The 22968-nt window shown below is 59.7% G+C and carries 20 protein-coding genes; 7 read left to right on the top strand and 13 right to left on the bottom strand.

The window, feature by feature from the left end:
- Positions 1 to 159: 159 nt before the first annotated feature.
- Positions 160 to 1233, top strand: coding sequence for an ABC transporter permease (locus K728_RS0103505; protein ID WP_024475877.1), 1074 nt, complete (start codon positions 160 to 162; stop codon positions 1231 to 1233).
- Positions 1234 to 1273: 40 nt separating this feature from the next.
- Positions 1274 to 1981 (top strand): ABC transporter ATP-binding protein, encoded by a 708-nt coding sequence (locus K728_RS0103500; RefSeq protein WP_024475876.1) that lies wholly within the window; start codon positions 1274 to 1276, stop codon positions 1979 to 1981.
- A 106-nt stretch (positions 1982 to 2087) separates the two neighbouring features.
- On the opposite strand, the gene K728_RS0103490 is transcribed toward K728_RS0103500, so the two are convergent.
- The 3 genes from K728_RS0103490 to K728_RS0103480 all read right to left on the bottom strand — a co-directional run bounded on the left by K728_RS0103490 (position 2088) and on the right by K728_RS0103480 (position 4494).
- Complete coding sequence (locus K728_RS0103490; protein WP_024475875.1) at positions 2088 to 2837, bottom strand: glucose 1-dehydrogenase; 750 nt, start codon at positions 2835 to 2837, stop codon at positions 2088 to 2090.
- Positions 2838 to 2926: 89 nt separating this feature from the next.
- The gene (locus K728_RS0103485; protein WP_024475874.1) at positions 2927 to 3346 is read right to left on the bottom strand and encodes an Hsp20/alpha crystallin family protein; all 420 of its coding nucleotides are present in this window, start codon (positions 3344 to 3346) and stop codon (positions 2927 to 2929) included.
- A gap of 125 nt (positions 3347 to 3471) precedes the next feature.
- A complete protein-coding gene (locus K728_RS0103480; RefSeq protein WP_024475873.1) occupies positions 3472 to 4494 on the bottom strand; it encodes a LacI family DNA-binding transcriptional regulator in 1023 nt (340 codons plus the stop codon).
- Between the two features lie 306 nt (positions 4495 to 4800).
- Here K728_RS0103480 and K728_RS0103470 point away from each other — a divergent pair, with 306 nt between their 5' ends.
- Both K728_RS0103470 and K728_RS0103465 read left to right on the top strand, forming a co-directional pair.
- Positions 4801 to 5781, top strand: coding sequence for a glycoside hydrolase family 68 protein (locus K728_RS0103470; protein WP_024475872.1), 981 nt, complete (start codon positions 4801 to 4803; stop codon positions 5779 to 5781).
- Positions 5778 to 6953 (top strand): serine hydrolase domain-containing protein, encoded by a 1176-nt coding sequence (locus K728_RS0103465; RefSeq protein ID WP_024475871.1) that lies wholly within the window; start codon positions 5778 to 5780, stop codon positions 6951 to 6953. The genes K728_RS0103470 and K728_RS0103465 overlap by 4 nt, the downstream gene beginning before the upstream one ends.
- A gap of 1019 nt (positions 6954 to 7972) precedes the next feature.
- Here the strand turns inward: K728_RS0103465 and K728_RS18310 are convergent.
- The 3 genes from K728_RS18310 to istA are packed head-to-tail and all read right to left on the bottom strand — an operon-like array spanning position 7973 to position 11044.
- Entirely contained in the window at positions 7973 to 9022 is a 1050-nt protein-coding gene (locus K728_RS18310) for a hypothetical protein (protein WP_024475869.1), read from the bottom strand.
- Between the two features lie 10 nt (positions 9023 to 9032).
- Positions 9033 to 9821, bottom strand: coding sequence for an IS21-like element helper ATPase IstB (gene istB / locus K728_RS0103450; RefSeq protein WP_024475868.1), 789 nt, complete (start codon positions 9819 to 9821; stop codon positions 9033 to 9035).
- On the bottom strand, positions 9818 to 11044 hold the full coding sequence (gene istA / locus K728_RS0103445; protein ID WP_024475867.1) for an IS21 family transposase: 1227 nt from the start codon (positions 11042 to 11044) through the stop codon (positions 9818 to 9820). The genes istB and istA overlap by 4 nt, the downstream gene beginning before the upstream one ends.
- Positions 11045 to 12026: 982 nt before the next feature.
- Here istA and K728_RS18305 point away from each other — a divergent pair.
- On the top strand, positions 12027 to 12785 hold the full coding sequence (locus tag K728_RS18305) for a hypothetical protein (RefSeq protein WP_024475865.1): 759 nt from the start codon (positions 12027 to 12029) through the stop codon (positions 12783 to 12785).
- 78 nt (positions 12786 to 12863) lie between these two features.
- Here K728_RS18305 and K728_RS0103430 read toward each other — a convergent pair whose 3' ends face one another.
- From K728_RS0103430 to K728_RS0103415, 4 genes are all read right to left on the bottom strand, one after another.
- Positions 12864 to 14150, bottom strand: a complete 1287-nt coding sequence (locus K728_RS0103430; RefSeq protein ID WP_024475864.1) for an AlbA family DNA-binding domain-containing protein — start codon at positions 14148 to 14150, stop codon at positions 12864 to 12866.
- A gap of 392 nt (positions 14151 to 14542) precedes the next feature.
- Positions 14543 to 15934, bottom strand: coding sequence for an SIR2 family protein (locus K728_RS0103425; protein ID WP_024475863.1), 1392 nt, complete (start codon positions 15932 to 15934; stop codon positions 14543 to 14545).
- 281 nt (positions 15935 to 16215) lie between these two features.
- Positions 16216 to 16806 carry a recombinase family protein gene (locus tag K728_RS0103420; RefSeq protein WP_024475862.1) on the bottom strand — a complete coding sequence of 197 codons (591 nt, stop codon included), beginning with the start codon at positions 16804 to 16806 and terminating at the stop codon, positions 16216 to 16218.
- Between the two features lie 224 nt (positions 16807 to 17030).
- Positions 17031 to 17741: a TetR/AcrR family transcriptional regulator C-terminal domain-containing protein gene (locus K728_RS0103415; RefSeq protein ID WP_024475861.1), complete on the bottom strand. Its 711-nt coding sequence runs from the start codon at positions 17739 to 17741 to the stop codon at positions 17031 to 17033.
- A gap of 104 nt (positions 17742 to 17845) precedes the next feature.
- Between K728_RS0103415 and K728_RS0103410 the strand changes: the two genes are divergently transcribed.
- Positions 17846 to 19066 (top strand): glycosyltransferase, encoded by a 1221-nt coding sequence (locus K728_RS0103410; RefSeq protein ID WP_024475860.1) that lies wholly within the window; start codon positions 17846 to 17848, stop codon positions 19064 to 19066.
- Between the two features lie 215 nt (positions 19067 to 19281).
- On the top strand, positions 19282 to 19752 hold the full coding sequence (locus K728_RS0103405) for a hypothetical protein (RefSeq protein WP_133185576.1): 471 nt from the start codon (positions 19282 to 19284) through the stop codon (positions 19750 to 19752).
- 217 nt (positions 19753 to 19969) lie between these two features.
- Here K728_RS0103405 and K728_RS20030 read toward each other — a convergent pair whose 3' ends face one another.
- From K728_RS20030 to K728_RS0103390, 3 genes are all read right to left on the bottom strand, one after another.
- Positions 19970 to 20761, bottom strand: a complete 792-nt coding sequence (locus K728_RS20030) for a hypothetical protein (RefSeq protein ID WP_156911150.1) — start codon at positions 20759 to 20761, stop codon at positions 19970 to 19972.
- Between the two features lie 47 nt (positions 20762 to 20808).
- Positions 20809 to 21393, bottom strand: coding sequence for a recombinase family protein (locus tag K728_RS0103395; protein ID WP_024475857.1), 585 nt, complete (start codon positions 21391 to 21393; stop codon positions 20809 to 20811).
- 348 nt (positions 21394 to 21741) lie between these two features.
- Positions 21742 to 22889 (bottom strand): IS3 family transposase gene (locus tag K728_RS0103390; RefSeq protein WP_116779319.1). Its coding sequence is split into 2 segments (ribosomal slippage): positions 21742 to 22625 and positions 22625 to 22889, totalling 1149 coding nucleotides; the frame shifts between segments, so codons are not numbered across the junction.
- Positions 22890 to 22968: the final 79 nt, after the last annotated feature.

Here is a 22968-nt window from a genome sequence, read left to right as displayed (position 1 = left end):
GCGGGCATCAACCAAACGATTGATCGCTGGGTCATCCCCTCCATGTCAGCCAATCAACCGTGATCACGATGTGCCGGCAGGCAGTTCACCTCAGAGTGGATATAGGCCCTTAGAGGCTACCGACCTACCAGCTCACCTGCACCGAAAGAGGAACAAAGCATGTTTTTAGCACTACGAGATATTCGTTTCGCCAAGGGACGTTTTGCCCTGATGGGATCCGTAGTTGCGCTGATCACTCTCCTCCTGGTCATGTTGTCCGGTCTGACCGCCGGGCTGGCAAATCAATCGACGTCTGGGATCGAGCATCTCGACGCTACAACCATCGCGTTCGGCGCTCCCGACGGCGATGAGCCGAAAGCTTCCTACACGGAATCCCAGGTGAGCGCCGATCAGCTCCGCGTCTGGCAACAGGCTGACGGAGTCCTGAAGGCGGAAGCCTTGGGCATCAGTCAGGTTCGGATCCAATCCGGGGGGACTTCCAACGCCGCGGTTTTTGGGGCCGTCCCGGATGGTGCGCTTGCACCGGGCCAACTGCGCGCCGGTAGCGTGGTTGTCAGCCGGCAGCTATCCACCGACCTGTCGCTCGCTGTCGGGGATACCGCCAGGATCAACGGCACCGATCTCCAGGTGGCAGCCATCATCGACGATCAGTGGTACAGTCACACCCCGGTAGTTTGGACAACCCTGACGGATTGGCAGAACCTCTCGCGAGTCTCTGACCCGAATGTCATCGGAACGGTCATCGCCGCCACTTACGACGACGCCGCGGGCCAACTGCCAGACATTGACGGTGCGGCCCGAACCACCAGTACGACGACGACGGAGAGCTTCGGCGCCCTGGCCTCCTTCGGATCGGAAAACGGATCACTGAAGATGATGCAGGGTTTCCTCTACGGGATTTCGGCTTTGGTGATTGTCGCCTTTCTCACCGTGTGGACAGTCCAGCGCACCCGCGACATCGCTGTTCTCAAGGCCTTGGGTGGCTCCAACAAATACATCCTCGGTGACGCGATGACCCAGGCAGCGATTGTCCTGGTTGCGGGCGCCAGCCTCGGAGGGGTCTTGGGGTTGGGTGGCGGATTCATCGCCGTCCAGGCCGCACCCTTCACGATCTCACCAGCCACCACTCTCGTCCCGATCGTCGGCATCGTTGTGCTGGGTTTGGTCGGATCAGTGCTGGCGGTCCGCCGCGTCACCAGGATCGACCCGCTGATCGCCCTCGGCGGCAACTAAAACCATCGATAGCCTTTCACCGAGCAAAGAGGGACACCCAATGTACGCAAACAACACACCCGCCCTGAATCTGGTCAACGTGACCCTTGAATACCCCGATGGCGACTCGGGCACCCTCAAGGCCCTGGACAACGTCAACTTTGCAGTCGCCGCCGGAACGATTACCTCACTGGTCGGACCGTCGGGCTCCGGTAAATCCAGTCTGCTGGCGGTCGCGGCGACCCTTGTCCGCGCAACTAGCGGGCACCTCGCTATCAACGGAATCGACGCCACTGCGCTGACCGATCAGGACCGAACAACACTGCGCCGCGAGGAGGTGGGCATCATCTTTCAACAGCCCAACCTTCTGGCATCGCTCACGGCCATGGAGCAGCTCATCATCGGAGAACACCTGCGTGGCACCGCGCCTCGAGTCGCCCGCCCCCGGGCAATGGAAATGCTCGACGTTGTTGGCCTGTCCGATGCTGCCAGCCGCCGCCCACATCAGCTATCCGGTGGGCAGCGTCAGCGCGTCAACATTGCCCGGGCTCTGATGGGAGAACCATCAGTGCTGCTAGTCGATGAACCCACGGCGGCCCTGGACCATGAGCGATCCGATTCGATCATCCGGTTGTTGTGCAGCATCACCCGCGAATTCCGGGTGGCAACCGTCATGGTCACCCACGACACCGAATTCGTTCCCCTCACCGATGCTGTAGCCACCATGCGTGATGGCAGGCTCTCCGCATCCGAACTCATCGCCTCCTAGAGACTACGTACGCGAGGGTGGCGCTGTTGACTAGGCGAGCTGATTGAAACGGATGAGGTTGCCAGCGGGATCGCGGAGGGCGCAGTCGCGTGCGCTGACTGTGGATTTACCGGCTGCCATCGGCAGGGGTAACAGTTCCGGCGGTGTCACCGCCGTCGATGACGAACTCGGCTCCTGTCACGAAGGACGATTCGTCGGACGCTAGGTAGAGGACAAGGTTGGCCACTTCTCCTGGGTGGCCCACCCGGCCGAGTGCGACCCGGCTCATGTCGATGGGCACGTTTTCGGTCATGGGGGTGGAAATGACACCCGGATGAATGGAGTTGACTCTGATTCCGTAGCGCCCCAGATCAAGTGCGGCGCTCTTGGTAAGCCCGCGCACACCGAACTTCGAGGCAGTGTAGGCCGAGATCGCCTCATAGCCCCGGATCCCGGCTATCGACGAGATGTTCACTATCGAAGCGCCCCTGGACCGCTTGAGTGCTGCGATTGAGGATTTGATCCCGATGAACGTACCCGTCAGATTAATACCGATAACCCGGTCCCACTGCTCCAGCGTGTAGTCCTCGATGGGTGCGAAATCCACAACGCCGGCATTGTTGATCACCACATCCAAAGCACCGAACATCTCAACGGCAGCGCCGACTGCTGCTTCCCAGTCCTGAGGGTTGGTCACATCCAGATGCACGTAGTGAACCCCGGAGCCTATCCGTTCCGCGGTCTGCTGGCCTTCCGCGTCGAGGACGTCCCCGATGACAACCTTGGCTCCTTCGCCATGTAAACGGGCAGCCACTGCGGCTCCGATGCCGCGCGCACCCCCACTGATCAGTGCCACTTTGTCGATGACGCGGTCCATGTCACGTTCCTCTCGGTTAGTCAGGTGGTTGTCGGCGTCGGTGAAGTTGCCGACGTCGCGCACGGCATAGGCGGTGCGGGTTTCCCCGGTCAGCCGCGGCTGATGGGGACCTTCTTCGGTGCGGGGGCCTCAGCGGGTTCTTTCGGTACCGGTAGGCGTACCTCGAGTACTCCGTTGACGTACTGGGCCTTGATGTCTTCTTCCTTGACCCCGGCGGGAAGCGGGACAGTGCGGCTAAAGGAGCCGTAGCGGAACTCGGAGTGATAATCGTCCCCGTCTTTGTGTTCCTCATGTTCCCTCCGTTCGGCACGGATGTTCAGGAACCCCTCGTTCAGGGTGATTTCGATGTCCTTATCGGGATCGACGCCGGGTACTTCTGCCTTGACTACCAGATGGTCGCCGTCAACATATTCCTCTACGCGGATCGGCGACGCACCCCGTTTGGTATCAAACAGGCGGTCCATTGAATTGAGCAGGTCCAACGGGGACCACCTCGACAGATCAGACATGGCAAGTCCTCCAGAGCTAGGGAAACGCGACGGTCCCCGCAGGGACCTATGGTCCTCCCAGTAAAGACCCGCCCAAAAAGCCTCGACAGGGACTAAAGCCCTGACCTTCGGCCTTCGGGGAGCGGCTAGACCTGCCGGATGGAGGCGCGCACGATGACGGGCATCTCCACGAGATGCTCGCCGTGAGGAGCCGTCCCGTCCAACAGTAGTTCGACGGCACGGGCGCCCATTCCCTCGTGCGGAAGGGCGATCGTTGTCAGCCCGGGACGAAGGTACGAGGCAATTTCGTCGTTATCGAACGAGACGATCGAGACGTCGTCGGGCACCCGGAGCCCACGCTCCGTCAGCGCTTGATAGGCGCCGAAGGCGAGGGGGTCGTTGAGGCACAGCAGCGCTCGCGGGAGTAAAGGTTCAGCGAGGAGCGACTCCACCGCGGTGAACCCCTGCTGGGGTGCCCATTCCCAGATCGATTCCTCCCGCTCGAAGGTCAACCCGCGGTCCTGCATTTCTGCCCGAATCCCCGCCAGACGCCGTGCGACGGTGGTCGACCGGAAGACATCCCGCTCGATCTCCTGGTTGTGGCCCAGGAGGACGATGCCCTCGCGGTGGCCGGCGTCGGCCAGCAGTGACACAGCCGCTCGTCCACCGCGTTTCTCATCGGGCAGGACCGACGTCGAGTGGCTGTCGCTGGTGGCGTTGAGCAGTACCAGGCGAGTGTTATCCGGGAGGACGGGAGCCACCACTTCCCGGGAACGCATGGTCGCGAAGACGATGCCGTCCACCTGCCGGTCCAGCAGCGCGGCAATGGCTTCTGTCTCGCGGGCTGGGTCACCGCCGGTCTCGGCCAGCAGGATGACGTGCTCCGCCTGTTCGGCGGCGGCCAGCGCTCCCTTGATTAAACCGCTGGCGAAACGCGTGGATGCGACGGTGTCGGAGATGAACCCGATCGTTTGGGTCTTATCCACCCGGAGGCTGCGGGCCGCCACATTCGGCCGGTACCCCAACTCCGCGGCGGCGCGGTGGACGCGGTCGTGGGCGTCGTTGGACAGCCTGGTGTCCGGGCGGCCATTGAGAATCATGGACGCGGCAGACGAGGACAGACCAGCCCGACGTGCGACGTCGGCAAGGGTCACACGCCTGGTTGTCATTAGTTCCTCCTGCTCGATGCTAGCTCTCCATAACGACTTGGCAAACCACTTGCGTAATCGCCGAATAGGCTCCAAGCTGGGTGCTGAATTGATTTAGCATTTATCACTGTGGATCTCCTGAAGAGAATCGTCGACGAAGGAGTCACCTATGAATTCACCACGACGGCGCTCTGGCCGCCGTCGAGCCGTTGCCGTAGTAGCTTTCATGGCCGCCGCCTTCCAGCGCCAGTTTGTCCGTGCGCTGCTTCAGGGTGCCGTCAAGGGCTGACGCCGCTTCACTTCCCGCTTCAACCAAGGATCATCACCATGAGCTTCACTCTCGCCGACCACTGGGTCTGGGATTTCTGGCACGCCGACGACGGCGACACGCACCACCTCTTCTACCTCCATGCCCCGAAGTCGCTGGGGGATCCCAATCTCCGGCACCGGAACGCCCGCGTGGGGCACGCCACCTCGACGGACCTGACGACTTGGGAGGACCACGGAGTGGTGCTTGAGCCGGGGGAGTCCGGCTCCTTTGATGGCAGCGCCACCTGGACCGGCAGCGTTGTCCGCGGTGACGACGGGGTGTGGAACATGTTCTACACCGGTTCACGCTTCCTGTCCCCGCACGCGGTGACGAACGTGGAAACGGTTGGGCGGGCTCTCTCTTCCGATCTTTCGTCCTGGATTAAGCAGACCGACCCCATCTCGGCGGACCCGCGCTGGTATGAGACTCTCACCGATGCCACCTGGCATGAGGAGACATGGCGCGATCCGTGGATTCACCGCGATGCCACCGGCCTGTGGCACATGCTCCTCACCGCACGATCGCGATCGGGCGTTGGGCGGGACCGGGGCGTCATCGGTCACGCGACGTCAACCGATCTCGAGCAATGGACTACCCAGCCGCCGCTGAGTCAACCCGGTGCAGGGTTCGCCCACATCGAAGTGGTCCAGCTGGTGACCATCGAGGACAGGCCAGTGCTTCTCTTCTCCTGCGATACCGATCACCTGACCGGAGCGCGCGAGGCGGACGGAGTGCAGGGCGGCATCTGGGCGCTGCCGCTCGATTCGGATTCCCTGAAGCGTCCTCTCGCTACCGCTTCAGCGGTTCAGCTGACCCACGATGAGCTCTACGCTGGCCGCGCGGTGCAAACCCGATCGGGGGAGTGGGTGCTCCTGGCGTTCGAGAACGTTGATAGGGATGGAACCTTCATTAGCGGTATCTCGGATCCTTTACCCTTGTCCTGGGCGACGGATGGATCACTTTCAGTTTCAATTGCACGAGCAAAGGTCAGCGCGTGAGCGAAAAGCACGGTATTCATGGCTCAGTCGATGGGCGCTTCGCCTCGGTGCGGGACGCCTTTGCAGCCGCCTTCGAGGGCAAGCCCCGGATGGGCGCGGCCCTGGCGGTCCACCACCAGGGAGAACTGGTGGTTGACCTGTGGGGCGGAGTGGCTGACGCCCGCGATTCCACACCCTGGACCAGCGAAACTTCGACGGTCGTCTTCTCCTGCACCAAGGGGATCATGTCGATCCTCATCGCCCGCCTCGTTGAAGCCGGTCGGTTGGACTATGACAATCCGATCACCGACATCTGGCCGGAGTTCGGCGCCCACGGCAAAGACAAGGTCACCATTGGTGATGCGCTATCCCACCGCGCGGGAGTATCGGCACCCCGACGGTCAGTAACCCTTGAGGAAGCGCTCGACTGGGACACCATGACTGGCTTGATTGCTGGACAGGAACCCCTGTGGGCGCCCGGTTTCGGGTACGGGTACCACGCGTTGACGCACGGCTGGATCACGGGCGAGATTATCCGCCGTGTCACCGGCAAGATGCCGGGTGAGTACCTGGCTGACACCCTCACGGGACCACTGGGCGCCGACCTGCGGGTGGGCGTCCCTGCCAACGAGCAGGCCAACGTTGCCCACCTGGAGGCAGGTGAAAGTCTCCGCGAGTTGGTCCAAATGCAGATTGCTGCCGCCGAGCCCGGAGTCATTGACTGGTCCATCCATGCGATGACGCTGGGGGAGGCCTTCCCTCAGGAACTGGTCAGCCCGAACTCCGGTTTCAACCGGTCCGACGTCCGGGCTGGTTTGTTTCCCGGAGCTGGCGGCATCGCGACCGCTCGAGGGCTGTCGGCTGCCTGGTCATCGGTTATCCATGACACAGCCACAACCCGTCGCCTCGACCCGACGGTGCTCAAACTGGCCACCGAGGCACGAAGCGAAGGAGCGCCGGTGTTCCCGGCACCTGCCCCGTGGCCCCGATGGGGAGCCGGTTTTCAGCTCGACTCGGAGGCGCGGCACTACGTCTCCGCGGACGGGTTCGGTCACGACGGTGCTGGTGGTCAAGTCTCGTTTGCTGAACCGGAACTGGGTCTCAGCATCGCCTTCGTAACGAACTGGATGGAAGCTGGCGATGACCGGAGGGCCACGATAATCGTCGACGAACTCAGGAAAGCCGTCAGCTAGAGAATGCATGCTACGACTCTTGGGTAGGTATCAGGACTTCTTTCCCCAGGAAGGCAAGCCAATCTACGTATGCAAGTGTTTTCGGCGCTCCGCGGAACCAAGGGCATACGCCAAGTAAACCCTCGGCAGGCCCGTTTGATCCAGCAGCAAATTTACAATAGGTATCGTCATGCTGAATCCGTAGGATCAGGTCTCATGGAACCTCTCGCCAGCGGTCAGATAGAAGTGCAGCGCGCCCGTATTGTCGATCTGCTTCCGCTAAGTTGGAACACGTCCTTAACACTAAGCAGAGGAAAAAGTCCTCGGAATGCTTGGCAAAAGCGGCTGCAAGCCGCGATAACGCTGCCAATCCTCGTTCTCCTCTTCCTGATGTACATGCCGTCAGGGGACGTGATCACCTCGAGCTCCCGCGATGCCGTGATTCTTCTGACTGAAGCCAGAAGTACTAAGAAGACACTGCAGCGTTTCGGATCTATGGTTCTTGTTTTCCTCGCTTCACTATTCGCATTTATGATCTGGCTGTTTTCTCTCACTCTCCTGGGTGACACCATCGTGCCTTGGGTAGGGCTTCTGCCCCCTCTCTGGTTGGTGGTCGGGCTCGTGCTCTTGGCGACATCAACGGGCGGCAGCCTTTCCGCGCTAAGCCAAGCTCTGATATTGGTCCGACCGCCTGGGCCCTACTGGGTGGCGCAGGCACTTGCGTCCGCACCAGGAGCGCGGATGAGCGGGCTTGAATTTGCGAGGACCGCGATCGAGGACTTCGTTCCCGCCGCAGTCCCAGTCGTTGTAACCGCAGCGTCGGAGAGAATAGCCGTTGTCTACGAGCGGTTCGGGTTCGTACGCCAGAAGCCAGGCGGTCTGAATTTGATTGGGCGATCACCCGCCCATCATTTGTGACGCGCTGGGACACACCCGTACGCAACAGGGTTCGGGAATCTTCGGGCTAGTTTCATGCCTCCCTTGACGTAATTGAACGTTATCGGCGTTCCGTAGGACTAGAGGCAAAGTCAATCAAACCTTCAACAGTGCCATTCAGGAGGGGGAGCGTCTGGTGCATCTTCGGCAATGGGGGCAAACTCGGGTTCTTTCGCCATTGCTTCCTCATACCGGGCTCGAACAACGGGGCCGATGCGGGCCTCTGCGTCCTCCCATGTTCCTGAATTCAAGCGCTCACGGTTGGATCGTCCATCATCACCCAACGAGATTCTTGGCGGTAGGCCATTCGGCATTTCCAAGCCCGTAAGCAGGATGGGCAGTACGACGTCGCTGACGTGGCGCCTCATTGCGTTTAGTTCCTTCGTCGGGTTAACCCAAGCAGTGAAAGGGCTGGGCCTCTCGACCATCAGTGCTGTGCTGGCATCCTGAGATGCTGGTTGACCCCACCGTACTTTCGGGCCTAGAGCGTCACCCACTCGGATTGCTTGATGATCGAGTTTTTGAGTGGCCAGTGGTGTCGCGTCGCTCGATCCGAACGTTCTGGCGACTGCAACGCGAATCGAACGATGTTTGTCGTAGTTCGAGTACGCCTGCAGGAGAAGTAGAGGGTGTGCCCGTTCGACCGCTTGACCCGTCAACCTGGCCAGAAGCTCGCCCATCGAGGGGATGCTGCTCTGCAAGTCAGCGTAATGCTGAAGCGCGCGCATCCGTTGATGCAACGGGGTTCCTTCGCCAAATGCGCTGATCTTATTCTGGACTCTCTTACGTATCCAGTTGTCGAAGGATGTGGGCGCCTGAACGATCGGCATGTTGACCAACGTCGCAGGGTAGCCCGTAAGCTCTCCGTGCTCGCGTTCGACAAGGTACCAGATGACGTTATCAATCGTCGCGCGAAGGTGGTTCACTGCCTCGCTGAAGAGCAGCGACGCTTCAGGTGGCGCCGGCCGTAGCCGAGTCACGAACAGCTGCACATACTCGCCTTGGCGGACCTGCTCGAAGTCGAGAGGTCCGTCCGACGACCACTGCGATGCCAGGTCGCCTATCCTGAAGGCGCACTCATCGGCTCGCGCTAATCGGAAGGTGTCAGTGATGGTCGAATAGTGAGCCGTTTTGCGGGTTGAAAACTGAGCCACTTCGTCGTGTTTATTCTGCCGTGTTTTCTGGTCTTGTCGAGGGTAGCGAGTCGAGGCCACTGTTTTTGAGGCGGTAGCTGGTGCCTTTGAGGGTGAGGACTTCGGCGTGGTGAACGATCCGGTCGATCATCGCGGACGCGACGATCTGGTCGCCGAAGACATCTCCCCACCGGGCGAAGGGCAGGTTCGAGGTGAGGATCATCGAGGCGTGTTCGTAGCGGCTGGAGACCAGTTGGAAGAACAAGTTCGCGGCGTCTTGTTCGAACGGGATATAGCCGACTTCATCGACGATGATCAGCCCGTAGCGGCGTAGTTTCAGCAACTCCTGCGGCAGCCTACCGTTCTGGTGGGCGGTTTGGAGTCGGGTCACCCAATCCGTTGCGGTAGCGAAAAGCACCCGGTAGCCCTGTTGGGTCGCGCGGATGCCGAGCCCGGTGGCAAGGTGGGTTTTCCCGGTTCCCGGCGGGCCCAGAAGGACGATATTGGATGCTTCAGCGAGATACGCGCCGGTGCCCAGGTGGGCGACCTTGTCGCGCCGGAGGTCAGGTTGGTGGTCGAAGTTGAAGTCCTCCAACGATTTACGGGCCGGGAACCCCGCAGCCCGGGTCCTTGTTTCGGTTCCTGAAGCTTCACGGGCTGCGACTTCCCGGGACAGGACCGCTGCGAGGTATTCTTCGTGCGACCAATGGCCCTCGCGTGCCTGCTCGGCGAGTCTGGTCGCGGACTCCCGGATTCGGGGTGCCTTCATCGCCCTCGAGTAGTACTCAATCTGCCCGACTATGTCCTTCACCCCGGTCATGAGAGCACCGGTGTTGCGTCCAGGACCACACCGAATGCCCGGTCGTAGTCACCTAAATCCCGTAGGGTTCCATCTGGTTCCTGGGCTGGTCGGTGAGGGTTCTGGAATGCTTCCCGGAGCACTCTCGCTTCCTGGACATGGGCAGGGTCGGTGAGGGTCTGCCCCGTGCCCCAGCACCGGGCATGGGCCCCGACCGTCCGGCCGTCCAGACTGATCCGGACCGTGGTGAGGTCAGCGGTGATGTCCACGAACCGGCCGATGGCTTGCGGGTGAACGGAGTAATCGTTGGAGGCGACCCGGACGTAGTAATCCCGGGGCAACCGCACCCTGGCACGGAAACCCGTGATCGGTTCCACCGGCGGTAACGCCAGCATCGCGGCCCGATCCGCGGCCACCAAGTCGATCGGGCGGGCACCGATGCGCCGGACCACTCGGGTGTTGGCTAACTCAAGCCAGGCGGTGAGCTGGGTGTTGAAGTCCTCCGGCGAGGAGAAGGACCTTCCTGGTAAGAAGGACGTCTCGAGGTATCCGTTAGCTCGTTCCACAATGCCCTTGGACTCCGGGTCATAGGCTTTGACCTGGACGATCCTCGTGGCCAACACCCCGGCGAACGCTGACACGCCGGCGGCGTAAGAATTGCGGCGTCCGATGCCGGACTCGTTGTCCCAAATCAGCCGGCGAGGGACAGCCCCGAGGCCGCTAATCAGCACCCACATCCCCGCCAGCAGGTCCCCGGTGGTGCGGGACGGGATCATCGTGGCCGTGATGAACCGTGAATGCGAACACACCATCACCAGCACCGGCAACACCCTCGGCTCGCCACCTGCGACTGGGATCCTCACCGGCGGGAACATCAGATCGCACTGCGCCTGGTCCCCGGGCTCATAACTGATCCGGTCCGCGGGATCAGCCGGGGCGTATTCCGGTCTGATCCGGGCCACGTTCTCCCTGAACCACGCCGGCGACCCGGACCACCCGACCCGCTCGGCGAGCACCGTCGCCGGCAACCGCGGATTGTCCTTCAACAGAGCCCGGATCTTCGGTTCCACCGCCTTGATAGCGGACTCCTGCGGCGTCCGTTCATACTTAGGCGGATCAGCGGCCTGGACCGCTTTCGCGACCGTGTTCCTTGAAATACCCAGCCGGCTAGCAATCGATCTCATCGACTCACCCTCAGCCAGATGCAACCGCCTAATAAGCGCCCAATCCTCCACAGTAATCACCCATCCAATCGTTCGGAACAGGTGGCTCAGTTTTCAACCGTCACAATGGCTCAATTTTCGACCGTCACCGACACGGAAGGCTACTGATTCGACAGGCTCCGGTAACCAGCCATACTTATCAACTGTGTTTGGTGAAGGGGTCATGGCGGCCAATCTATTAGGACTGGTGCTTCCATTACAGGCGCCTCGCTTAGCTACATGCGCCTAATCCGCTACTTGCCCTTGGGCTTAGGCTCTGGAACTTTCGGCGGTCGTGAGCTGAAGTTGCTATCAGATTCCTTCACCACTCGAACAGTACTGTTTGGTCGCTTAGGTGGTGGGGGTGGAGGTGACGACGGTTTCGGGGGCATTAGGTTCCGGTTCTGAGTCTATGTTGGTTGAAAGATGCATGGCAGCAGCAGCTAATGACAATGCTAGAGCCGCGTAGCCAGTTAGAAGGACGTTTTTGCGCCAGAATAGTGCTTTCTCGTCGTCACGTAGGAGGTCCCACTTCTGATGCATGAGATCACGAGTGAACTCCGTAGGTTCTTGTCCCCACAGGTCCGTCTCATTCTGCTCAATGTTTAGCTGGTCTCCCAAGCCTGGCAGAAGCACTAGGGCGCCGAGGATGGCTGACGTAACTGAAAGCCAGACAGCACCCACGAACCAAGGCCCCTGCTGACCGACTTGCAGTGCGGTTGAGAGGCTTGCCGCCGCTACGAGTATCGAAGCACGCGTGTGCATCGTCCCAGTCCGTGATGCGACGTCAGCCCTCTGGGCGTCAGTCTCCTGATGAAGAGCTGCGATAAGCGCTTTGTTCCGGCGAAGGTCACGGCGATTCTTAAGAAGTCGCCGGCGGCTCAGTTCATCACTCATTGGAAGTCAGTATTACACGTGCGTCCGCGAATGCAGCGGACAGCGCGGACTGCGCCAGGTAACCAGCTCCTAGAGCAAGAAGTAGGGGAGTCCGTGGCTCAGAATCGAGCGTACGTAGAGTGGTCCTATGAGTGGAAGTAGAGCAAAGCGGGAACGCCAATCCAAGCGCAAAATCTCTGAGCAATCGATAGCTGCTGATTACACTCTTCGTGCAGCAAAAGCTGTTCTCAGGGTTGACCTCAGCGGGGTCCCAGTAAGCCGAGTCAGCCAGTTCGCCGTGGGCTGGCTGCGGGCAACATTCGAACAGAGTCGGATCATCGCCACTCTTGAAGCCGCAGGATTGGGACATGCAGCCGCTCCGAACCGGCGCGCGTTCTGGGAGCTGACCATCCGTATTCTCTGGCTCGGGGACATGCCTCGATCAGAGCGCGCGGGGGCTGTTGACACGATGCTTGCTAACGAGCGAACGAACGAAACTAAGACTCACGAGTACATGCAGCGCAACGGACTCCCATCAGACATCGACGTCAACGAAATGGAGGAGTTCGTCCTGAATATTTCTGAGAACAAGGTGATCAAAACAGGGGCAGACAAACTGGCCCATGCTGTCGAAGAATCAGATCTGAACCTCCGGATGGTTTACCGCCTATGGAGAGAGGACTCCACATGGGCTCACGCGACGGGTTTCCTGGCTGGTCAATATGCTCCTACTGATGACGGCGAGACCATGGGGAAGGGTAAGCCCCGGCACGTGGACCAAGAGCTCGAAGCGCACAGACTTGCCGCGATGGTGGTCACCGTCACGATTGCTGACATCCTCATCGACGAGGGCGCGTCAAAAGACCTGGCTAGTGCCCCCCTTCTGGCCTACTTCGGAGCGAACTGACCGAGAGTCGAAGATGCCTAGTGTTCTACTATCGTCTCTTTCCGATGGCGTAGACGAAGGTACGAGGGAACCGTTTAGCTATCGGTCAAACGTCTCCTCTTGGATCCCCTGGAGCATGGCCGGGGTGGCTGAGTCCCAGCCGAATCGAGCGATCAGGTCGAGGGAGGCATCTACAGCCATGGTCCGTGTTCCCTTTAGGGCGGCGTCATCATCAACCAGGTACTCGCCACTCGACCAGGTTGATCCTTCGTATATGTAGTTGCTGAAGAAGCCGCTTCGATTGTTGTTTGCAACTACCAGACGTTGCCCAGACAGGTTCAGGCCCTCGAAGCGCACCACCATCGGTTCTTCCTGGTTCATGGCCTGGCGGAGACGCACCGCGAACTCGAGGGCTTCAGTAAAGTGAAGCAGGGCGAACCACATGGGCATATTCCCTGCGATTCGAGGGTCATCGTCTGAGGTGTAGGTGTCGCCATCCGACGGCCAATCTCCGATTCGCCGGATATCGGCGAACAACCCGCTTGTGAACATAGCCCAACTTTCCAGATGGTGGCCGTACGCCGTCGTCTCGTGGATGAAGTGCTCATCGCGAGAGGGGTTCTGCACGAACGGAAATGGCCATCCCCGTAATCTCACCGTGGCATCGTTCACAACTTGCGTAAGCCTGGAATATGGGATGCGCGAGCTATCTAGTCTTTGAGGGTAGATAAGATGCCGAAAGTGAGGTTGCGTAGTAATCTGATTAACGCTCACCCGGTTATAGGCCAAGTCGATTTGGTCTTGGTAGGGTGACGCCACCGGATTGACTGAATCGAAGGAAATTCCGGCCGCCTGACCAGTTTCGATATAGCGTCGTAGGCCCTTAGCTATTGCTAAATCGAGGAGTTCACGTACCTCGTTTTGTGTGTGGTAACTCGTACTCTCTGGCTTCCGGATCGATCTTGTGTAGAGCTGACCGGACTTCAGGATGGCGGCCGCGCTGTCCCTCATGCAGAGTGAGGGCACCTGTGAGAACTCAGCCACTTTTATCACGGCTAGGGAACCCCCAGACGGATGGCGTCGAGTCGCAACATTTAAGTCAAGGGGCGGATCAGCGAAGCGGTTGATTTTATCGGCGACCCAATCTTGGTTGCTCCAATATGCTAGGTGTTCTTGACTGAGACCATTGGCGGAGCTCATCGGGTCATCGTCAATGACTCCAAGAATGACGTACCCGCCATCCCGTTGGTTTGCCATTGCCAGGGCAGCGCGCGCAACTTTGGCAATGTATTCGGGAGACTCCGTATTAAGAGGCCCTTTAAATTCGATCGCCCGGAGCTCATTGCCAACGGCGAGGTATGCCGCGACTTCTTCATCGGAAAGCATGGACTCACTCTAGACGGCAGTGAGTCGGCTACCTAGGGAAACGGCCTGTCAAAACGAGAGTGCCGGGTCGCCGTTTATCTGCGCGATTCCATAAGGGGTTCGTCCGACGTGCGAGCACCGTCGCCTGAGTGCAACCTGGAGGCAAGGTGCGTGATTTTTCATCCTCCGCGTCGTCTAACGATTCTTCGCAGTGACGCCTGAGTTCTTACTTTCGCCCACAGTAGTACGAGCCGAAGTTGTAGCCGTATTTTTTGTGACGTAACGCCCTGTCACCGCGCTTCTCCGCACGGCACCAACCCGGTAGATGCCCTTACCGAGGACCTGATACGAGCTTGAGTTGGCTTGTTTCGCCATGGTGTCGTCCCTCCTACGTTGTCTATCAGTCTACGGGTTCACTCACCGAATGCTACTGATGAGAGCCGTAATCCCCACGCATCGGCTATGTCTGACAGAGGTTCGGCCCACATCATGCTGGAAGCCTCGTAGCTGGAGGATTCATCGGGTAACCCGAATGTCAGAACCGCAGCTGAATGTGCAGGATAATTTGGGTGAGGAACTGGAATGGGCGCAGCTAAAACAGATCTCCATCGACGAGTGGTGCCTTCTGGTAAGTCTGTAAAGAGAACCTCATCTACTCCCAGCGCCTTACCCGCAATCCACTCACTGTCATGTCCGGTGCTGACCTCTCGTAACGAGGTTTGATCTCGATACACCCGGTCTTGGGCCGCCCACCTAACGATTTGGCCTTCACCGTTCGCTAGCCAAAGCGTTACATTCAATCGCTCGACGTCGAGTGCTTCACGCATCGTCAACGCGTCCCGTTCGAGCTGATCGACGTACTGTTGCTGCAATTCATCGAACCTCGTAACGTGCGAATTCCATAGAGCTCGCGATCGCTGCTGAGGTGCCAGGTACGAAGGCAGGGTGACATATCGAAGTTCACGAATGATCTGCGCGGCGTCGGAATGATCTTCCAGCAGCACCGGCTGCAGTCCCACCGCGCGCCACTGGTCACTCAGGGCGGACTGAATTTCGACGTACTCATCTTTGGAGACCGAAAAACCCTGCCGCGTGAGAAGCACCAAGGCAGCATGTTTCAAGGGCTTTTTTCGCAGGGCTGCATGCAACCATTGACGAACATCTGGATCTCGGTACGACGTGCCCGCGATAATGAGCACGCCCCTGTCCAAAGCAGACTGCAAGTACTTCAGCTGCCAAGATTCCGCATCGGCAATAAGATCACTGAAATCAGTCAGCGTAAGGACCACAGAGTCTGAACGATGAGGTGTGATGACTCCGTGAAGGTGGTAGACGCCTGGGCTGCTGTCTTCATAGACATTCTCTAGGTGCGAAAGTGCCATCTCGCCCGTTTCGCTTTCGATGGCCTGCTCGAGAAGAGTATCGAAGTTTAGAGTCGCCAAACTAGTATCGTCCCCATCAGCGCTGAGGAGATGGCCCACCGCTGCCAGATGAAGCGGGGAAGGCTTTAGGTTGGTTACGCCTTCGTACAAGGCCACACGAAGTTTCTGTCCCCATCGAGCGCCGAACGCAACCCGGGCCGCTTCGACAACGATCAACGGGTCCTGCCGATCGAGGAGTAGTTCTGCCGTTTCAGCAGAAGCAACGGACCCGCTCTGGACCAACAGCCTGGTCGCGAATTCATCCCACCCTGGCAAGCCAGAGGTTACAGAAGCGCCAGCCCCGAGCAGAAATGTTGTATGGCTTTCGAGGCCCGATCGGCGAAAAAGCTCCATTGTCTCGGCAGTTAGATCCGCGGCACTCACTGTTTGATCGTCTCACGACAGAGCAATTACCCTCGTTAGACGATCATGCGAAATGGTTGCAATTGAGTAAAGGTAATGCCCAGTCAAAGCTTTGATACGCGCTTCGCGCGCGAGGTACGAAGGTGATAGACCTCGAAGATGTTGCTCGGCGCCCATCAACGATGCGAATGCTCTTCCATCTCCGTGGCTTTTGAGTTTACAAAAGTAACCCCTGTAGCCATCTCTGCAAATCCTGCCCCCACCCTTAGATTGATGAAGAGAGGTCAGGGGGAAGAGGCAACCTAAAAGGTTTGACTGAAACCCGGCGTTCGCTGGACGATGCGGTACACCGTGGATCTGGCGACTTTGAAGAGTTCGGCGATTTCGGTGGTGGTGTGTTGTCCTCCCTTATATAGGGAGATGAGGTGTGCTTCTTGGGACTTGGTGAGTTTGGGTTGTTTGCCGCGGAGTCTGCCTTTGGCTTTGGCGACTTGCATGCCTTCGCGGGTGCGGGCGCGGATGAGGTCTGATTCGAATTCGGCGACCATGGCGAGGACGTTGAAAAGGAGCCGGCCGACGGGGTCGGTGGGATCGTGGACGGATCCGCCGATGCTGAGCTTCACGTTTCGTTTCGTGAGGTCTTCAATAATGTCGCGAGCGTCGGGGAGTGATCGTGCGAGTCGGTCGAGTTTGGTGATGACGAGAGTGTCGCCGGCCCGGCAAGCGGCGAGGGCCTCGCGGAGTCCTGGTCGTTCGCGGTTGGTACCGGTCAGTCCGTGGTCGACGTAGATCCGGTCTTCGGGGACATTCAGTGCGGCTAGCCCGTTGCGTTGGGCGGTGAGGTCTTGTTCGTTGGTGGAGACGCGTGCGTATCCGATGATGTGTCCGGCCATAGGTCTCACTGTAGCGCTAGAGCTACCTAAGCGAGACAGTTTTACGGGCGGGGCAAACGCGAATCCTTAAACCGAGGTTTCATATGGGTGTGACTGTTAGCCAGGAATGGCGGTTAATTGCAGCTTCGGTTGGCGGTCCTGTCGTCCTATTCAGCGGTCCTTCACTGTGACTGTTAATTCAGAATGACGGGTTTCCGCAGCTCGGTTTGGCGGTTCAGGTGCCCTCAGGTGGGACTGGCGGCGATTTGAAGGCCCACGCCCGCCAGGTAATTGGTGATGACGCTGTTGAACACTTCTTCTGGCCTCTTGGGTTCGTGTTGCCCGGTGAGTGCGCCCGCCAGTAGCGGGTAGTTCCCGGACTGGACTACATCGGAGAGGTACTGCAGGCGCGCGTTCGCCCCGTCGAGGCCCGTCGTGGAGCTGTCGGCTGATGCCAGCTCGTTTTGTACAAAGGCGGAGGTGATGGCTGTCATCATGGCCACGGTCTGCAGCTTGGCGGGCCCCGGCATGTCCACCGGCTTCATTGCGGACAAGGCTCGCTCCAGATATTTGAGAGCGTTGGGGCCCATTGAGGGCCGGGTCAGCAGCAGCGGAGCCAGCCACGGGTGCCGGTGCATAATGGCCCGGCCTTGCCGTGCCAGATTCAACAGCTGGATCGGTGGTGGTTCATCGGAGGGGTCAAGGTCGTATTCATTACTGACCGCGTCAACGATGAGTTCGATGAGCTCGTCGTGCGATTTGAGATACCGGTACAGGGACGCCCCGCCTGCTCCGATGCCGGCGGCCACTCGTCGGATGGACACCGCCGTCAGGCCGTCCCGGTCGGCGATATCGATCGCCGCCGCGGCAATTCCTGCGCGTGAGTGTTCCGGTTTCGGTCCGACGCCGGAACGCTCCGGCCGCAGCCAGATATCAACGCGGTCTTGAGGGGTCATGCCTGTTCCGCCTTTTGTCTAGCCGTTTGGGTTAGGTTCCGTACCTATTCCACTATATTCTTGATTGCGAACGGTGATCGCAATCAAGCGGAATGAGGAATGTCATGCGGGTACTAATGATTACGCCAGGGACCCGAGGGGATGTTGCCCCGATGGCTGGGCTTGGCAGCAGACTTCAAGCGCTGGGCTTTGACGTCGCAATCGCGGCGAATGCCGCGTATGCCCCGCTGGTTACCGCAGCCGGGTGTGAGTACCGCGAACTGCCCGGAGATATGAGCCACTTGGTCAGCCCCGCCGCGCCGGGGAAGAAGGCCACGGGCGGGGATCTGCGCCGGTACATGCGCGAACTCGGTGACTACATGGACCTGGCTGCGACCGGCACCCTTGCTGCGGCCGAGGCCGGTACCGACGTGATCCTGGCCAACGCGGTCGCCCCCTATGCCTACGATGTTGCTGAGGCCTTCGGTGTCCCCGCCATCGGTGCCCACTTGCAGCCGATCGAACCCAGCACCGCCTATCCGCCCGTGACCCTGGGATCGGCCCGCAGCCTCGGATCGGTCGGAAACAAGCTTCTCGGGTCTCTCATATCCGCTGGGAAAGCACCCTATGATGCCCCGAGCGCCCGCATCCGCCAGACGCTCGGCCTACCCAAAAAGGCCCGGTCCGCATCCGACCGTACCCGAAGGAAAACGAACAGTCCCGTTCTTCACGGCATCAGCCCCACCGTATTCCCGCGCCCGGCGGACTGGCGATCCGGGCTCACTATGACCGGCTACTGGTGGTCGGAAGTTGAGCCGGGCTGGCAGCCACCTGCGGAGCTGGTCGAATTCCTCGCGGATGGACCGCCCCCGGTGTTCATCGGCTTTGGTAGCAGTGCAGCCCTAGACGCAGAATTCATGCTCGACGCCGCGCGCCGTGCCGGGGTTCGCGCGGTACTGCAGGGCGTACAAGGTGTCTCCGGACCCAATGTCATCAGTATTGGTACTGTTCCGCACGTATGGCTGTTTCCCCAGATGGCCGCTGTCGTCCACCATGCCGGAGCGGGGACCGCCGCAGCGGGGCTGCGCGCTGGTGTGCCGACGGTCAGCGTCCCGATCTATACGGACCAACCGTTCTGGGCCGCACGGATTACGTCCCTCGGCGCGGGCCCGCAACCGGTCCCCTACAAAAAACTCAACACCGAACGGCTGGCCGACGCCATCACGCAAGCCACCACGACGCCAGCCTACGCCGCAGGAGCACGCCAACTGGCGGCAAAGCTCGCAACAGAAGACGGAACCGGGCCCGTCGCGACAGCGCTGCGGACCGCTACAAAGCAGGGATAGCGCGTTCCAAAAACGATGGATTCAGAGACGGAGCTTGGCGAGACGTTGTGTGTCCGCTTGATCACTGGTTGACGCCGAGTGAGACGCAGTGTTCGGATCTAATTGCTTCTTGACCGCAGTTTCGGTGACAAGAGCCAAGGTGCCCTTTCGGCAGACTTCGCCGGTCAGCGATCTGTCGCTCTGATCTCCGACGATGCTGTGGGTAGTGTTTAGGCATGAGTGCGGAATCCGTGCGTGTGGTTTTCGCCATCGCCAAGAAGCTTCTACTTCGTAGTGCGGTCATCGGCGCTGTCGTCGGCATCGTTGCCGGAGTTGGGTTATCGGTCGTCTACGTTGTTGATGCTGCATTGCTCCAACAGCACCACGGCAGTTCGGGTCCCGAGGCTGGTTTCGTGATGATTTTTGTTGTTGTGGGCGTGGTCGTCGGTCCCGCATTGGGCTTAGTCAGCGGAGTGGGCGCGGTCCTCCTGATGCGACTGCGCGCAACATTCGACACACCAGCAGCAATGCACTACCCACGTACGGCAGCATTAGGGGCCGGCGTGGTGACGGCTCTGAGCGCCGGTCTTGCCCTTATCGCTTACGGAGCCAGCCCTCCCATGTTGATGGCGGTACTTGTCGGTCTTGGTTTGGTCTCGGCAATCATCGCCTTCCACCAAACGAAACGCGTCCTAAACACAGCTTGATGCGATCGAGGCGCCCATGATCATTGAGGCTACGTCCATCGGGTTAGTTTAATCGTCCGGTAACGATGGATTCAGAGACACCGACAAGTGAGACGCTGTGGAGGTCGCTAGGAAGCGCTCAAAATTGTGACTGTTAGCTAGGTATGGCGGTTAACCACAGCTTCGATTGGCGGTTTTGATGTCCCGCGAGTGGATCACTCACCGCCCGCCGCAAGCCTCACGACCTTAGCCGCCGCAGCCAGGCTCGGACCGATCGCCGGTTTCCTTCATCTTCTATTTGATGCGGCGGCAGCAGCTCGGTGAATTGTTCACTGAGCTGCTTCATCAAGGTTAGATATGCCGTCTTATCGAAGGTGAACCGCTGACGCTCGAACAACCACGGCTGCGGTGGTTCCTTGGTATAGCCGTCTTGCCAACCAAAGTCTTCCCAGGTAACGGTGTGAGCTTCGGTTGAGATGCGGGCACTAACCGTTCCACAAGCGACATCGCCACAGACAGGGCACAGGAAGAGAGCGACGCGGCCATCCTTGAACTCGCCGGTTGAAGCGAGCGTAAGCCGATCGATCTGTTCGACAGCGGCGTGGGGGAAATCAGCACGCAGCAATGTCGTCTCCTGCTCAATCGCAGCCAAGTCCGTCCCTACCCGCAGCGTCTCGCGCAGTAGGCGCCCATCGATTGCGAAGTCCATGAACTGGGAAGGGACGGCTAGCCCCTCATACTCGACATCTGCCAGCACCACGCTCAACACATTCAGCATCTCCACTCGATCAGGATGCGGCACCTCTAACCTCGGGCTTTCATGAGGTAGTGGCTGGTGGGGTGTGGCAGCAAGGCAGCTCCCTTGTTCTTCATCCGGACGACGACCCGGCGGCGAACATCGAGAATCTGTAGGCCGGTCGAAGCACATGGCCAGTGCTTGCTCACAAAGCCGGGTGGCGACCTTGGGAAACAGATCGACCAGGGGCCTCTTGCAGGACGTGCCAAAATCGTTCGTATTTGTTTCAAACACCGTCGCCGTCGCCAAAATATGTGAGTCGCCGCGGTACGTGGCGTGTTCTACTTCGCGTTCAGCTCCCGTAATCGGCGGTAGAAGGTTGCGCGGGACATGCCGAGGTCGCGGGCGACCTGTGCGGCCGGCTCGCCACTGTCGACGAGTCTGAGAGCGTTTCGAATTTTGCTGTCACTGATCAGACGTGGCCTTCCTCCTAGATCCTTGCCGGCTTCCCGCCGTTTCCCGATCGAGTCGACGATCCGCTCTCGCTTGATGTCGTGTTCCATCTGCACCAACGCCGCCATGATCGTGAACAACATTGAACCCATCGGGGTGGACGTATCGACGTCGCCGCCGCCGAGGTTCAACACCCGAAGACCGGCTCCCCGGCCGCGGAGTTCTTGGGCGAAGTCGAGCATGTTCTGGGTTGACCGTCCCAGCCTGTCCAGGGTCGTCACCACGAGAGTGTCCTTGGCCTCCAGTGCAGCGAGTGCCCGATCGAACTGGGGTCTCATCGCTCGCGCACCGGACACCCCTTGGTCAACGTACAGGTCATCACGCCGCACTCCGGCCGCGATCAGGTCTGCCTCCTGCCGATCCGTCGACTGAGGTCGAGTTGAGACTCGTGCGTATCCAATCAGCTTCGCCACATCACTCCAGGTGTCTCGTATCTAATGTTTCTTACGCTGATTCGAGCATAGGGTTTCGAGGCATAGATATGAGAATTATGAGTCCTGATGGTTCCGCCAACACGGACAGCTTTTGAAGTCACTCCGCGAGACGCCTCGTATCTCAAGGCTTACAAGACATCGAAGCCGCCAAATTGAGCTGTGAAAAAACCGCCATTCTCGGTTAACAGTCACACATATGGGATTTTTGCCGCCGGGTGAGTGCTGAAAAAGTGTCGCGGTGAAGGACCGGCTTACAGGCATGGTCTCGTTCGTCGGTGTATTGACCGCCCAGAACCTGTGGTTGGGCCCCCGTTAGCAGTCCAGTGGCTATGCGATAGCTAGTTGGTTTCCTGCGGTCCAGTTTTCCCAGTAAGCCGACGGTGTCATTCCATCGAGGGATCCATGGGGCCGTTCATGATTGTAGATCTGTTTCCATTCATCGGCCAGGTACTTTGCTTCGGCCAGGGTGTCGATGATTTCCCCGGTGAGTTGTTCCCTTCTGAATTGGGCGTTGAATGACTCGGCGTACCCGTTCTGCCACGGCGACCCCGGGTCAATAAAAGCGGTCTCCACCCCCGCGGTTTGGCACCAGCTGATCAGCGCCGCGGCGGTAAATTCCGGCCCGTTATCCGAGCGGACATACGTCGGCACGACACCGGTTTCGGCGATGATGTCCTCGAGCACCGCGACCACATCCGTCGCGGTGAAAGACCGCCGCGGGATGATGGCCAGGGCGGTACGGGTGTATTCATCGATGACGTTGAAGAATCTCACATGGCGCCCGCAGGAGGTCACATCGGATTGGAAGTCAAAGCTGACCACATGCATCGGATACTGGGCAGCCAACCGCTTCTGCTCACCAGCCCCTGGCCCAGTCCGTCGCTTCTTTCGCGCCCTGGGCTTGCAGGTAAGTCCCTCGAGTCGCCACAGCCGGCGCACCCGCTTCGCGTTCAAGGCCACCCCATGCCAGGCTGGCTGGCTGAGTAGGTGCCAGCGCGCCTTCCGCCACCCCCACGCCGGATGCTTCCCCGCAACAGCCCTCAGATCGACCCGCAGCCGGTGGTCTTCGAAGCTCGCGACCGGCCGCCCCTTGCGCAACGCGGAACGGTTCTGGCCCAGGATCTTGCAGGCGAGTCTTTCGGACGCCCCGAACTTCTCCTGCGCCATGCGCACCGCACGCCGCCGAGGTTCCGGGCTCAAAATTTTCCCCGCGCCACCTCATTGAGTATGTCGATGGTCAGTTCCTTCTCCGCAACCAGCTTCTTCAGCCGGGCGTTTTCCTTCTCGAGCTCCCGTACCGCTTTGGTCTGGCCGGCGTTGTGCTCGGAACCGTATTGGTTCAGCCACCGGTACCAGGTCGCTTCGGTAACCTGCAGTTCCTTCACGACCTCAATCATCGGCCGTCCATCGTTGAGCATCTTCTGGCCCTGCCGGACCTTCGCGATGACCTGATCAGGGGTATGTCTACGTGCCATATCGGTGAATTTCCTCCTGCACCCATTATCGGATGCGAAACTCACATAATCACTGGACTCCTACCCGGGGACCCAACCA

The organism is Arthrobacter sp. CAL618 (genome assembly GCF_000468215.1).
In the GTDB taxonomy this organism is placed as follows: domain Bacteria; phylum Actinomycetota; class Actinomycetes; order Actinomycetales; family Micrococcaceae; genus Arthrobacter_D.
The sequence above is the reverse complement of the archived record's forward strand: the minus strand, read 5'-3'. Positions and strand labels throughout refer to the sequence as shown.

What these genes read in the sequence shown, in the direction of transcription:
- K728_RS0103485 (WP_024475874.1), bottom strand. Translation starts at nt 3,346, where the DNA reads ATGTCTGATCTGTCGAGGTGGTCCCCGTTGGACCTGCTCAATTCAATG.
- K728_RS0103470 (WP_024475872.1), top strand. Translation starts at nt 4,801, where the DNA reads ATGAGCTTCACTCTCGCCGACCACTGGGTCTGGGATTTCTGGCACGCC.
- K728_RS18305 (WP_024475865.1), top strand. Translation starts at nt 12,027, where the DNA reads ATGAGTGGAAGTAGAGCAAAGCGGGAACGCCAATCCAAGCGCAAAATC.
- K728_RS0103490 (WP_024475875.1), bottom strand. Translation starts at nt 2,837, where the DNA reads ATGGACCGCGTCATCGACAAAGTGGCACTGATCAGTGGGGGTGCGCGC.
- K728_RS0103405 (WP_133185576.1), top strand. Translation starts at nt 19,282, where the DNA reads ATGAGTGCGGAATCCGTGCGTGTGGTTTTCGCCATCGCCAAGAAGCTT.
- K728_RS0103415 (WP_024475861.1), bottom strand. Translation starts at nt 17,741, where the DNA reads ATGACCCCTCAAGACCGCGTTGATATCTGGCTGCGGCCGGAGCGTTCC.
- K728_RS0103420 (WP_024475862.1), bottom strand. Translation starts at nt 16,806, where the DNA reads ATGGCCGGACACATCATCGGATACGCACGCGTCTCCACCAACGAACAA.
- K728_RS0103430 (WP_024475864.1), bottom strand. Translation starts at nt 14,150, where the DNA reads ATGCTTTCCGATGAAGAAGTCGCGGCATACCTCGCCGTTGGCAATGAG.
- K728_RS0103505 (WP_024475877.1), top strand. Translation starts at nt 160, where the DNA reads ATGTTTTTAGCACTACGAGATATTCGTTTCGCCAAGGGACGTTTTGCC.
- istB (WP_024475868.1), bottom strand. Translation starts at nt 9,821, where the DNA reads ATGACCGGGGTGAAGGACATAGTCGGGCAGATTGAGTACTACTCGAGG.
- K728_RS0103480 (WP_024475873.1), bottom strand. Translation starts at nt 4,494, where the DNA reads ATGACAACCAGGCGTGTGACCCTTGCCGACGTCGCACGTCGGGCTGGT.
- K728_RS0103500 (WP_024475876.1), top strand. Translation starts at nt 1,274, where the DNA reads ATGTACGCAAACAACACACCCGCCCTGAATCTGGTCAACGTGACCCTT.
- K728_RS0103410 (WP_024475860.1), top strand. Translation starts at nt 17,846, where the DNA reads ATGCGGGTACTAATGATTACGCCAGGGACCCGAGGGGATGTTGCCCCG.